The organism is Gilliamella sp. wkB292 (assembly GCF_001690235.1).
In the GTDB taxonomy this organism is placed as follows: domain Bacteria; phylum Pseudomonadota; class Gammaproteobacteria; order Enterobacterales; family Orbaceae; genus Gilliamella; species Gilliamella apicola_F.
In genome coordinates, this window is the sequence record NZ_LZGO01000052.1 from 1 (window position 1) to 13,851 (window position 13,851).

Below are 13,851 nucleotides of genomic sequence, written 5' to 3' on the forward strand. Positions count from 1 at the left end.
GTAGGTGAAATCAGTCGAAGATACCAGCTGGCTGCAACTGTTTAATAAAAACACAGCACTGTGCAAACACGAAAGTGGACGTATACGGTGTGACGCCTGCCCGGTGCTGGAAGGTTAATTGATGGGGTTATGCGTAAGCAGAAGCTCTTGATCGAAGCCCCAGTAAACGGCGGCCGTAACTATAACGGTCCTAAGGTAGCGAAATTCCTTGTCGGGTAAGTTCCGACCTGCACGAATGGCGTAATGATGGCCAGGCTGTCTCCACCCGAGACTCAGTGAAATTGAAATTGCCGTGAAGATGCGGTGTACCCGTGGCAAGACGGAAAGACCCCGTGAACCTTTACTATAGCTTGACAGTGAACATTGAGCCTTAATGTGTAGGATAGGTGGGAGACTAAGAAGCATGCACGCCAGTGTGTGTGGAGTCGACCTTGAAATACCACCCTTTAATGTTTGATGTTCTAACCTATACTTCTGAATCGAGGTAAGGGACACTGTCTGGTGGGTAGTTTGACTGGGGCGGTCTCCTCCCAAAGAGTAACGGAGGAGCACGAAGGTTAGCTAATCCTGGTCGGACATCAGGAGGTTAGTGCAATGGCAAAAGCTAGCTTGACTGCGAGAGTGACGGCTCGAGCAGGTACGAAAGTAGGTCATAGTGATCCGGTGGTTCTGAATGGAAGGGCCATCGCTCAACGGATAAAAGGTACTCCGGGGATAACAGGCTGATACCGCCCAAGAGTTCATATCGACGGCGGTGTTTGGCACCTCGATGTCGGCTCATCACATCCTGGGGCTGAAGTAGGTCCCAAGGGTACGGCTGTTCGCCGTTTAAAGTGGTACGCGAGCTGGGTTTAGAACGTCGTGAGACAGTTCGGTCCCTATCTGCCATGGGCGTAGGAAAATTGAGAGGGTTTGCTTCTAGTACGAGAGGACCGAAGTGAACGCACCGCTGGTGTTCGGGTTGTGATGCCAATTGCATTGCCCGGTAGCTACGTGCGGAATAGATAAGTGCTGAAAGCATCTAAGCACGAAACTAGCCTCGAGATGAGTTTTCCCTGATGAGAATCAGTAAGGTCCGTTTGAGACTAAGACGTAGATAGGTCAGGTGTGTAAGTGTAGTGATACATTGAGCTAACTGATACTAATGAACCGAGAGTCTTAACCTTACAACTCGGAGTTGTTTTGGATACGCGAAGTTGAGAGTAAGAAGTCATCGAAAGATGGTTAAAGATTGATAAAACAGTTTGTTCCGGATTGAGCGATTGATGAAGATATGTGATAATGTTTGTCAATTGAGATAAAGAGAAGACAGGATATGTCTGGCGGTAATAGCGCGGTGGTCCCACCTGACCCCATGCCGAACTCAGAAGTGAAACGCCGTAGTGCCGATGGTAGTGTGGGTATTACCCATGTGAGAGTAGGGTGCCGCCAGACTTTTAAATTAGTGCGAGAGCCCAGCAGAGATGCTGGGCTTTTTTGCTTTTTATGGCTGAATAATTATGACTAACAATGCTAGAAAATCGATAATGATTTACTATATTATTAAAAATATTGTTATTGAACATAGTTAATAGTTAAATGGATAGGAATAAAATGCGCTCATTAATTGCTTTTAACAAACCGTATAATGTAATTACGCAATTTTCTCCCCATGAAAAATATCAAACATTAAAAGATTTTATTTCATTACCCAAATTTTATCCCGCAGGTCGGCTGGATACTGACAGTGAAGGATTATTATTACTGACCAATGATGGTAAATTGCAGTCAAAAATCAGCTCGCCAAAATTTAAATTACCAAAAACTTATTGGGTACAAGTTGAAGGGGTAATAAGTCAACAAGCTATAGACAAACTCGCTCAAGGTGTTCAGTTAAAAGAGTTCTATACAGCCCCAGCTATAGCGACAAAGCTGGAAGCACCGACTAATCTATGGCAACGCGTTCCGCCTATTCGAGAACGTAAAGCTATATCTAAGTTGGTTCAACATTAGTAACCATTGTATTATTTAGATCACAACAATAGAAAATGCAATTTCTTATTTTACTCAGTAGTGGATTATAGATTATTTATAGCTTATGCGGCTTTCTTGCTAGTTTAGCCATATAAATTCAATTTGCTATAATAAACATTGTTACAATAGTTAAATTATCTAAAAAATAGCTGATTAAAAGTATATTTGCTTGATAAATTCATTTTCCTATTTATTTATTTCTGTATGTATGAAACAATTTAGATATAGAAAAATAATTTTTTGAGGTAGTCAGTGATCGATAATGATGGCTACCGTCCAAATGTAGGAATAGTTATTTGTAACAGGTATGGTCAAGTTCTTTGGGCTCGTCGTTATGGACAAAATTCTTGGCAGTTTCCTCAGGGCGGAATTAAACTAAACGAAACGCCTGAGCAGGCAATGTTTCGTGAATTAAACGAAGAGGTAGGATTATTACCCAAAGATGTGAAAATTTTGTCTGTAACTAATGGTTGGTTGCGTTATAAATTACCAAAACGAATGATTCGTTGGGAAAATCAACCTGTATGCATAGGGCAGAAGCAGAAATGGTTTTTATTAGAATTGATTTCTGATACATCAGTAATTAATCTTAATACGTCTTCGACTCCAGAATTTGATGATTGGAAATGGGTGAGTTATTGGTATCCTATTCGTCAAGTTATTGCCTTTAAACGTGATGTCTATCGAAAAGCAATGAAAGAATTTTCTTTGCCAGTTTTTACTATACAGTCAGAGATAGAAGTGCCAACAGTTAATGTTTCTAAAAAGAAACGATTTAATTTCTTTGCTCATAAACGAAAAAATAAACAGCGTATAAAAAAATGAATCAATACTTACAATTTCCTAATTTTGATCCAATTGCTTTTTCAATTGGTCCTATTTCGCTACATTGGTATGGTGCAATGTACTTATTTGGTGTATTGGGCGCGCTTTATTTAGCTAAGCGTCGTGCCAAACAGCCAAATAGCCAATGGACTACACAACAGGTCGAAAATTTATTATTTTGGGGTTTTTTAGGACTCTTTATCGGTGGTCGACTTGGTTATATTTTGTTTTATAACTTTGATGCTTTTGTTAAAGATCCCGTTATTTTGTTCAAAGTTTGGGAAGGCGGTATGTCATTCCATGGCGGTTTAATAGGTGCGATTTGTGTCATTGCCATTTTTGCTAAAATAACACACAAAACCTTTATGCGAGTAGCTGATTTTGTGGCACCTTTAGTTCCTATTGGGTTAATGTTTGGACGTTTTGGTAATTTTATTAATGGTGAATTGTGGGGACGCGTAACCCAATCACATATTGGAATGCTATTTCCAACCTCGTCTCATGCTGATTTTATGTATGTACAATCTCATCCTGAATGGTTCTCTCTTTATTCTCAGCTTAATGGTATTTTACCAAGGCATCCTTCGCAGCTTTATGAAATGTTGTTTGAAGGAATAGTACTATTTATTATTTTGAATTTATTTATCCGTAAACATAGACCTGTTGGTGCTGTATCTGGTCTATTTTTACTTTGCTATGGTTTATTCCGATTTGTCATAGAGTTTTTTAGACAACCGGACGAACAAATAGGCTTATTCTTAAATATGATAAGTATGGGACAAATTTTATGCCTACCAATGATTATTGGAGGTATTTTGATTCTGTTATATGCATATAGATTTAACCGTAAGGCGATTAAACGATGAAACAATATTTAGCGCTGATGCAAAAAATTTTAGCAGAGGGCACACCTAAATCTGATCGAACTGGGACGGGTACATTATCGATCTTTGGTCATCAGATGCGATTTAATTTACAAGATGGCTTTCCATTAGTCACAACAAAAAAATGTCACTTACGTTCTATTATTCATGAACTACTTTGGTTTTTGAAAGGGGATACTAATATCCGTTATTTACAGGATAATAAAGTGACTATTTGGGATGAATGGGCGGATGAAAATGGTGATTTAGGCCCAGTATATGGTAAACAATGGCGGGCTTGGGGAGCTGCCGATGGTCGTCAAATAGATCAAATTACTCAATTAATTGAACAGATTAAAAATGATCCTGATTCAAGGCGTATGATAGTTTCTGCATGGAATGTCGGTGAACTTGATCAAATGGCATTAGCACCATGTCATGCATTTTTTCAATTTTACGTTGCGCAAGGTAAACTTTCTTGTCAACTCTATCAACGCTCATGTGATGTATTTTTGGGATTACCGTTTAACATTGCAAGTTATTCACTCTTAATACATATGATTGCTCAGCAGTGTGATTTGGAGGTTGGTGATTTTGTTTGGACAGGGGGGGATACCCATCTCTACTCAAATCATATGGATCAAACTAAGCTGCAATTAAGTCGAGAGCCAAGATCATTACCAAAATTATTGATAAAACGTAAACCGCCAACAATTTTTGATTACGAATTTGAGGATTTTGAGATTGTTGATTATGATCCTTATCCTGCCATCAAGGCACCAGTCGCAGTGTAAAGTATTATGATGAAAAAATACGTTTAATATATTTTTTTACTCATACATAAGTTAACAATAGTATTATTGGGATTAATCAAATTAATCCCAATATTTTTTTAAATCTCTCTTTTTATTATTGAACGCATCATGTAACAATAACCGATTTTGTAAATCGGAATGTTATTTTCCTGCATATTGAACCAAGATTGGTATATAATAGTTAACTTTGTTTAAATCATTAATTGATCTTAATATGAGTCAAAATCAGGAAATTCGTCCCGTTTTTACTAAGCACTTATTACATCCTCGTTACTGGTTAACGTGGTTAGGAATTGGTTTTTTATATCTATTGGTATTGTTACCCTATCCAATAATTTATCAACTAGGTAAATCATTAGGTTTACTTTCAATGAAGTTAATTGGGAAGCGAAAAGAAACTGCAAAACAAAATCTTAAACTTTGTTTTCCCGACAAATCACAACAAGAACGCGACGCGCTGTTACGTGATAATTTTATTTCGACTGGATTAGCTATTTTTGAAACGGGTATGGCTTGGTTTTGGTCCGATAAACGTTTAGCTAAGCATTCTTCTATAGTGGGTGATGATTATATTACAAAGGTACAACAATCAGGACAAGGTGTTTTATTAATTGGAATTCATTTCTTAACACTCGAATTAGGTGCTCGAATTTTAGGTATGAGTCACCCCGGTGTTGGTGTTTATCGACCTAATGATAATCTGGTAATGGACTATGTGCAGCTTAAAGGTCGACTAAAATCAAACAAATATATGTTAGATCGTTACAATACCAAAGGTATGATTCGGGCATTAAAAAATGGTGAATTACTTTGGTACGCGCCAGACCATGATTATGGCCCTAAAAATAGTGTATTTGCACCATTATTTTCTGTTGAAAAAGCAGCAACCACAATCGGAACTCGAATTCTCGTTAAGTTGGGACAACCTGCGATTATACCGTTTACACCTAAACGTGAAAAAAAAGGTCATTATATTGTTGATGTAACGCCTGTGCTTAAAGGTTATCCAATCGATGATGATGTACTTGCTGCCACGTTTATGAATAAAGCCATTGAGCACGAAATCTTAAAAGCGCCGGAACAATATATGTGGTTACATAGACGTTTTAAAACGCGCCCTAAAGGTGAAGCACCTTTGTATACAGATAGTGTTCAATCTGATTAATATCCGCTCATTAAATCGTGTTGAGAAGAAGAGTAAAAATTACAATATGCAAAAACTAAATAAAATTATTTTGTATTGTCGCCAAGGATTCGAAAAAGAGTGTGCGGCTGAAATCACTGATAAAGCATCACAAAAAGAAGTATTTGGTTTTGCTAAAGTAAAGGAAAATAGTGGTTATGTTATTTTTGAATGCTACCAAGATGGCGATGCTCAATGCTTAATTAAAACGTTATCTTTTCGGACATTAATTTTTGCGAGGCAAATGTTTGCAGCCGGTGATTTATTAACTGATTTACCTAACCATGACCGCATTTCTCCTATCATAGATTCATTATCTGGCTTGATAGAGAAAGCCGGCGATTTACGGGTAGAAGTAGCAGATACTAATGAAGGAAAAGAACTGATAGGATTTTGTCGTAAATTTACTGTTCCTCTTCGTCAAGCTTTAAGACATAAACGTATCTTATTGAAAGTGGAAAATCCATCAAGGCCCGTCATTCATCTATTCTTTATTAATAGTCAGAGTTGCTATATTGGCTATTCGTTAAGTCAAAATAATTCGCCATTTTATATGGGAATACCTCGGCTAAAATTTCCAAGCGATGCGCCTAGCCGTTCAACCTTAAAATTGGAAGAAGCTTTCCATATTTTTATTCCATATGAAGAATGGGATGAACGATTAAGAGGTGGTTTAAATGCGGTCGATTTAGGCGCTTGTCCAGGCGGTTGGACTTATCAACTCGTTAAACGAAATATGATGGTTTATGCCATTGATAATGGTCCAATGGATAAAAAATTGATGGAAACCGGACAAGTAAAACATTATCGTGAAGATGGCTTTAAATTTGTGCCAAAAAAGCATAATATTTATTGGTTGGTCTGTGATATGGTTGAAAAACCAACTAAAGTGACACAATTAATTGCCAAATGGCTTATTAATGGTTGGTGTAGAGAAACCATTTTTAACCTTAAATTACCAATGAAAAAGCGATATGAAGAAGTAACACAAAACTTGTTGCTACTTCATGAAGAATTAAATGGTAAACAAATTAACGTCCAAATTCAGGCTAAACAGTTATATCATGATCGCGAAGAAATTACTGTGCACGTACAGCGGATTTGGGGATAACAAATTACAAGAGAATAGGTGTATGAATTTAAAACGGTCCTTTTATGCAATGTTAATACTTACATTGTTTACCTTATTGGCTGGATGTCCTGCCAATAAGCCACAAGTAATGACTGATTATGACCAGAATAAAAATTCTAGTTATTATTTATCACAAGCTGATAAAAGTTCTGGTTACGCCAAAACCAATTGGCAGTTAATGGCTATTCAGGCTTTAGTGAAAGAAAATCAAATAGCTAAAGCTGATGGATTACTGTCGCAAATATCATCTCACCTTGATGCTAAGCAACAACAAGAGCGAACATTATTACTTGGTGAAATTGCAGTAAAATCAGGAAAGTCATTTGATTTTAATCAATTTTCTACTCAAGGCTTAACTCAAGCTCAGTTATACCGTTATTATACTATTAAACTCAGTAGTGATGAAAAAAATAAAGAGATTAATGCACAAGCTCATGACTATACTGAATTAGAAAAATATGCGCCAGAAAATCAAAAAAAACAGATACTAAATAATACTTGGAATTTCTTTAGCAAGTTAAACGTAAATCAAATTAATTCAATTGTTGTCAACGAAGATGACAGTACTTTACAAGGTTGGATTAATTTAAGTTATGCGTACACAAACAACAGTAAAGCTCCCACTACGCAAGAAGGTGACACGCCAGAAGTGATAGCCGAAAAAGCGCAAAAACAAAAACAAGCATTAAAACAAGCTGTTGCTGATTGGTTAACCCAGTATCCAGATCATCCTGCTAAAAATATCCTACCAATATTGACTGGTGAGCAGACCTTAGCTGCCGCCGATGCTAATGCGAAAAAAGTAGCCTTATTATTACCATTAAATGGTTCATCACGTATATTTGGCGATACAATTAAGCAAGGTTATAGTGATGCAATAAAGTTTTTCCCGCAAGAACCACAGCAAAATGTCGTTTTACTCGACACAACAAGTGCGCCAATGGATACACTTATTCAGCAAGCAAAAGAGCAAAATGTTGAACTCATCGTTGGTCCTTTACTCAAAGATGAAGTCGTTAAAATAAAACAATTAGCACCAAGCATACCGGTTTTAGCACTCAATAAAGTTGATAATAATACAACATCAACGAATAAAATGTGCTTTTTTGCACTATCACCAGAAGATGAAGCAAAAGATGCTGCCGATCATATTTATGCACAAAGTAAAGTGAAACCTTTATTGCTTGTGCCACAAAATGATTTAGGCAAACGTGTCGCGCAGACTTTTGCTAAACAGTGGTCACAATTATCTGCTAATAATTCTCAAGCTTATGTGCAATATTTTGGCAATAAAAGTACATTGAGCGCAAATATGAATCAAAATAGTGGAATCAGCCTGAGTGGTTCACCTATTTTAATCAATGATGCAACTACTCAGCCGGTAGTACCACCTGAACAATCAGTTAGTTTTGATGCTATTTATATTTACTCTTCTTATGATGAACTGACCTTAATCAAACCTATGTTAGATATGGGAGCGGCTAAATCTGGGACTAATTTATCTCAGATAATGATTTATACCAGTTCAAAAAGCCATGTAGCCAATGCATCTAATGATTTTAACTACGATATGAATAAAACGGAGTATGCCGATATTCCGATGATCATTAATCGCACTGATAATATGCAAGAAATGATACCAAGCAATATTCAGAAAGATTATTCATTATTGCGTTTATATGCGATGGGTATTGATGCATGGAGATTAGCAAACCGCTTTAATCAATTAGATTCTTATCAACCTAATTTCTTAGATGGAATGACAGGAAAATTATCAACAAGTAATCAGTGTGAAGTTACCAGAGCCTTGTCTTGGCAACAATATATTCATGGTTCAACTCAAACTACCACAACAAGCGAATAATAAACAAATTGGCAGGCATTATGAAAATATCGCTTGCCAATACTTACTTAAACAAGGGCTTTTATTAATTGCTAAAAATAGTCAATATCCCTTAGGGGAAATTGATTTAATTATGCAAGATAAGCAATGTCTGGTTTTTGTTGAGGTACGTTATCGAAAAAATGCTAATTTTGGCGATGCAGCGATGACGGTAACGTTAAGTAAACAAACGAAAATTAAACAAGCAGCACAACTCTGGATGTTATCTGAAAATTTGAATATTGAAGATACCGAGTTTAGGTTTGATATTTTTGCCATAACAGGCAAAAATCAAAAGTGGATTATAAATGCGTTTTAATTATTAGGTGAAAAACGTGCAAGATTTGATTAAAAATTATTTTACTGAAAGTATTCAAACACAAATTGTAATGGCGGAGTCTTTAGGTTCATCAATCGAAAAAGCAGCCAATATCATTGTTCAAGGTTTACTTAATGGCAACAAGATTATGTGTTGTGGCAATGGTTCTTCGGCTGCAAACGTTCAAAGTTTTACCTCACGATTAATGACTAGTATTAATATAGAAAGGCCGAGTATTCCTGCCTTAGCTTTGGTTTCAGATAATGTATTATTAAGCGCTATTGCTACTCATGAAGAAGTTTACGCACGTCAAATTCAAGCCTTGGGTCAACAAGGTGATATTTTGATTATAGCAACTTGCCAAGGTAACAGTCGATCAATTATACGGGCGGTACAAGAGGCGGTGATTAAAGATATGAAAATTGTTGCACTTACCGCTTTTGATGGCGGTGAAGTGATTGGTTTACTTAGCCAAAATGATATTGAAATTAGAGTTCCATCCTATAAAAAAGTGATGGCTTACGAAATGCATGCAATGATTCTAAACTGCTTGTGCCAATTAATTGAAAATACATTGTTTATTCATGGTGAATAAGTTGAAATAAAAACAGTTTAGTTCTGCATTAATAGTGTTTTTATGCTATAATTATAAGCTATTTTGATGATCTAAATTAATAAGAGAACATGGTGTTATGACCGAACTAGCCAAAGAGATAACCCCCGTTAATATTGAAGATGAATTAAAATCCTCTTATCTTGACTATGCAATGTCTGTCATTGTTGGGCGTGCTTTACCCGATGTGCGTGACGGTTTAAAACCGGTTCATCGTCGGGTTTTATTTGCCATGAACGAAGCTGGATATGATTGGAATAAACCTTATCGAAAATCAGCGCGTGTTGTTGGGGATGTCATCGGTAAGTATCACCCTCATGGTGATTCTGCTGTTTATGATACGATTGTGCGTATGGCACAGCCATTTTCATTACGTTATATGTTAGTTGATGGGCAAGGAAACTTCGGTTCAGTTGATGGTGACTCTGCTGCTGCAATGCGTTATACCGAAATTCGTATGCAAAAATTTGCAGGTGCATTATTAACGGATCTTGATAAAGAAACCGTTGATTTTTCACCTAACTATGATGGCTCCGAGATGATTCCAGACGTGTTACCAACACGCATTCCTAACTTATTAATTAATGGTTCATCAGGAATTGCAGTTGGTATGGCAACCAATATTCCACCCCATAATTTATCTGAAGTGATTAATGGCTGTCTTGCTTTTATTGAAGATGAAAACATTTCTGTTGATGGTTTAATGGAACATATTCATGGGCCTGATTTTCCAACAGCAGCTTTAATTAATGGGCGTAAGGGTATTGAAAATGCTTACCGCACTGGTCGAGGCATCATTTATATCCGCTCAAAAGCAACAATTGAAGTTGATGACCATTCAGGTCGTGAAACGATTATTGTTAATGAAATTCCATATCAAGTTAACAAGAAAAAGTTAATAGAAAAGATAGCAGAGTTAGTCAAAGATAAAAAAGTAGAAGGTATTTCAGCACTACGCGATGAATCAGATAAAGATGGTATGCGTATTGTGATCGAAGTTAAACGAGATGCCGTTGCTGAAGTTGTATTAAATAATCTTTTCTCTTTGACGCAGCTACAAGTCTCATTTGGTATTAATATGGTTGCTTTACATAAAGGGCAACCAAAACTATTAAACTTACGTGAAATGATTGAAGCATTTGTGCTTCATCGCCGTGAAGTGGTTACGCGCCGAACGATATATGAACTACGTAAAGCTCGTGAACGCGCCCATGTTTTAGAAGGTTTAGCAATAGCACTTGCCAATATCGATCCTGTTATTGAGTTAATTCGTGCTGCATCAACGCCAAGCGAAGCGAAAACTAAATTATTGGCCCAAGCTTGGCAGTTAGGTAATGTTGCTGCAATGCTTGAAAAAGCGGGTAATGATGCTGCGCGACCAGAAGAATTAGCACCAGAATTTGGAATTCGTGACGGTCACTATTATTTATCTGAAGCACAAGCACAAGCTATCTTAGATCTACGTTTACATCGCTTAACAGGTCTTGAACACGAAAAAATTCTTGATGAATACAAAGAGTTACTTATTCAAATCGGTGAGCTATTGCATATTTTAGCAAGCCCAGAAAGATTGATGGAAGTCATTCGTGAAGAGCTCGAAGCGGTTCGTGATCAATTCCAAGATGCAAGACGAACTGAAATTACTGCAAGTAGCGCTGATATTAATATTGAAGATCTTATTGCGCAAGAAGACGTGGTTGTTACCCTTTCTCACCAAGGCTATGTGAAATATCAACCGCTTTCTGATTATGAAGCACAACGTCGTGGTGGTAAAGGTAAATCAGCGACCAAAATTAAAGAAGAAGATTTTGTTGAAAAATTACTGGTCGCCAATACGCATGATACAATCCTTTGTTTCTCTAGCCGTGGTCGATTATATTGGATGAAAGTTTACCAATTACCTGAAGCAAGTCGTGGTTCTCGTGGTCGTCCAATTATTAATCTATTACCACTTGAAGCGGATGAGCGTATTACTGCAATTTTACCGGTTCGAGAATTTGATGACGAACATTGTGTGTTTATGGCAACGGCACAAGGTACAGTTAAGAAAACCTCACTAATTGAATTTAGTCGTCCTCGTAGTGGTGGTATTATCGCCATTAACCTACGTGATGATGATGAACTTATCGGTGTGGATCTAACAAGTAATGAAACATCAGATACCGTTGATGATGAAGAGCTCAATGATGATGTAATTGTTGATGAGACAGATAATGATGACGAAGTCTCTCAAATCTCTAATACAGAGGACATTATGTTATTTTCAGCTAATGGTAAAGTTGTTCGCTTCCCAGCGAATAAAGTTCGTTGCATGGGACGAACTGCGACCGGTGTTCGGGGTATTAAATTAGAAGGTGATGATAAAGTAGTCTCACTCATTGTTCCTCGAGGTAATGGCGCAATTTTAACTGCTACTCAGAACGGTTATGGTAAACGTACTGAACAAGAATTATATCCAACTAAATCACGCGCAACTAAAGGTGTAATTTCTATTAAGGTCAGTGAGCGAAATGGAGCAGTTGTTGGAGCTGTACAAGTTGATGAAACCGATCAAATTATGTTGATCACTGATGCAGGAACGTTAGTCCGTACGCGTGTATCAGAAGTGAGCATTGTTGGTCGAAATACGCAAGGTGTTATGCTTATTCGAACAGCTGAAAATGAAAAAGTTGTCGGATTGCAGCGAATTGCTGAAACAGAGGATGACGATAACGAGTCTGAATTTCCCTCGGACCAAGGAGAAGAAAGGACTGATTCATTAGAGGAATCCGAAGAATAATTTTTAATTATTAAAAAGGATTAGTTAGTATAGCTAATCCTTTTTTATTTTAGAAAATCAGGAAAAGGAACAGTATTTGATGTCATTTTTTATAAAAAAAATTTTAACAAATCTTGCGTGGCAAATTTTAATTGCCTTGATTTTGGGTGTAGCAATGGGGGCTTATTTGTTCGAACTTTCTGTTCCAACTCACCCTTTACATTCTTATTACCAATTCTCTATCGTTAATATTTTCCAACCTGCGGGTGATATCTTTATTCGTTTAATTAAAATGATTGTATTACCTATTATATTAAGTACATTAACACTTGGTATTGCAGGTATTGGTGGTTCAAAGCGATTAGGGACTTTAGGATTTAAAACAATACTCTATTTTGAGATTATTACCACTATTGCTATTTTATTAGGTCTTTTATGGGGTAATGTTTTTGCTCCAGGTGCAGGTATTGACTCTTCAACTTTAGCCACAACTGATGTCAGTAAATATGCAAAAGCAGCCGAAGAGTTAAGCGGAAAACCTCATGGTCTCATTGTTATGATTTTAGATATGATTCCAGCTAATATTTTTAAAGCAATGACAGATGGTGCGGTTTTACCTGTAATTTTCTTCTGTGTGTTTTTTGGTTTAGGCTTAATGTCTTTACCAGATAAACAACGCGAACCATTTGTATTCTTCTTAAAAGTTGTTTCTGATACCATGTTCAAAGTGACGAATATGATTATGCGTTATGCACCAATTGGAGTATTTGCTCTTATTACTGTCACGGTAGCTAAATATGGATTCGAATCTTTATTACCACTATTCAAACTAATTTTGACCGTATATTCTGCAATGATTGTCTTTACCATTGTGGTATTAGGTATTGTGTGTAAACTCTGTAAATTTAGTATTTTTAAGTTACTGAGAATTTTAAAAGAAGAATTAGTCATCGCATTTTCAACGGCCAGCTCTGAAACAGCATTGCCAAAAATCATCGAAAAAATGGAAGCTTATGGTGCACCTAAAGCGATAACCAGTTTTGTTATTCCAACCGGCTATTCATTTAACTTAGATGGATCGACTTTATACCAAAGTATTACGGTTATCTTCTTAGCTCAGCTATTTGGTATGGATTTAAGCATTATAGATCAAATTATTATTGTCATTACTCTAATGATAGCCTCTAAAGGTATTGCAGGTGTGCCTGGCGCTTCAATATTAGTGCTATCTGCAACACTTGGTAGTGTTGGTATACCACTGGAAGGTATAGGCTATATTATGGGAGTCGAGCGTATTTTAGATATGGGTCGAACTGTTGTTAATGTTGTTGGTAATGCATTAGCGGCAATTGTTATTGCACGCTGGGAAAATGCATTTGATGATACAAAAGCCAGAGCTTACGAACAAAAATATTTGAAATAATCTTGGTGTTAGAGTACTACTATCA

The 13,851-nt window shown here is 36.8% G+C and carries 10 protein-coding genes, 2 rRNA genes and 1 pseudogene; all 13 read left to right on the plus strand.

Annotation, left to right across the window (positions count from 1 at the left end; genetic code table 11):
- Positions 1 to 1,166 (plus strand): 23S ribosomal RNA (locus A9G09_RS13010); the annotation flags it as partial.
- 152 nt (positions 1,167 to 1,318) lie between these two features.
- Positions 1,319 to 1,434, plus strand: a 5S ribosomal RNA gene (gene rrf / locus A9G09_RS05920).
- A gap of 159 nt (positions 1,435 to 1,593) precedes the next feature.
- Positions 1,594 to 1,971: pseudogene (locus tag A9G09_RS05925) on the plus strand (pseudouridine synthase); the annotation flags it as partial.
- A gap of 294 nt (positions 1,972 to 2,265) precedes the next feature.
- Positions 2,266 to 2,838, plus strand: a complete 573-nt coding sequence (gene rppH / locus A9G09_RS05930) for an RNA pyrophosphohydrolase (RefSeq protein WP_065633973.1) — start codon at positions 2,266 to 2,268, stop codon at positions 2,836 to 2,838.
- Positions 2,835 to 3,704 (plus strand): prolipoprotein diacylglyceryl transferase, encoded by an 870-nt coding sequence (gene lgt / locus A9G09_RS05935; protein ID WP_065633974.1) that lies wholly within the window; start codon positions 2,835 to 2,837, stop codon positions 3,702 to 3,704. Before rppH ends, lgt begins: the two co-directional genes overlap by 4 nt.
- Positions 3,701 to 4,495, plus strand: coding sequence for a thymidylate synthase (gene thyA, locus A9G09_RS05940; protein WP_065633975.1), 795 nt, complete (start codon positions 3,701 to 3,703; stop codon positions 4,493 to 4,495). The genes lgt and thyA overlap by 4 nt, the downstream gene beginning before the upstream one ends.
- Positions 4,496 to 4,730: 235 nt before the next feature.
- Positions 4,731 to 5,681 (plus strand): LpxL/LpxP family Kdo(2)-lipid IV(A) lauroyl/palmitoleoyl acyltransferase, encoded by a 951-nt coding sequence (gene lpxL, locus A9G09_RS05945; RefSeq protein WP_065633976.1) that lies wholly within the window; start codon positions 4,731 to 4,733, stop codon positions 5,679 to 5,681.
- 46 nt (positions 5,682 to 5,727) lie between these two features.
- A complete protein-coding gene (rlmM, locus tag A9G09_RS05950) occupies positions 5,728 to 6,810 on the plus strand; it encodes a 23S rRNA (cytidine(2498)-2'-O)-methyltransferase RlmM (protein WP_065634048.1) in 1,083 nt (360 codons plus the stop codon).
- 49 nt (positions 6,811 to 6,859) lie between these two features.
- Entirely contained in the window at positions 6,860 to 8,695 is a 1,836-nt protein-coding gene (locus A9G09_RS05955) for a penicillin-binding protein activator (RefSeq protein WP_065633977.1), read from the plus strand.
- Positions 8,661 to 9,032, plus strand: coding sequence for a YraN family protein (locus A9G09_RS05960; protein ID WP_065633978.1), 372 nt, complete (start codon positions 8,661 to 8,663; stop codon positions 9,030 to 9,032). Before A9G09_RS05955 ends, A9G09_RS05960 begins: the two co-directional genes overlap by 35 nt.
- A 16-nt stretch (positions 9,033 to 9,048) precedes the next feature.
- Positions 9,049 to 9,627, plus strand: coding sequence for an SIS domain-containing protein (locus A9G09_RS05965; RefSeq protein ID WP_065633979.1), 579 nt, complete (start codon positions 9,049 to 9,051; stop codon positions 9,625 to 9,627).
- A 97-nt stretch (positions 9,628 to 9,724) separates the two neighbouring features.
- On the plus strand, positions 9,725 to 12,424 hold the full coding sequence (gene gyrA / locus A9G09_RS05970; RefSeq protein WP_065633980.1) for a DNA topoisomerase (ATP-hydrolyzing) subunit A: 2,700 nt from the start codon (positions 9,725 to 9,727) through the stop codon (positions 12,422 to 12,424).
- A gap of 91 nt (positions 12,425 to 12,515) precedes the next feature.
- Positions 12,516 to 13,826, plus strand: coding sequence for a glutamate/aspartate:proton symporter GltP (gltP, locus tag A9G09_RS05975; protein ID WP_065634049.1), 1,311 nt, complete (start codon positions 12,516 to 12,518; stop codon positions 13,824 to 13,826).
- Positions 13,827 to 13,851: the final 25 nt, after the last annotated feature.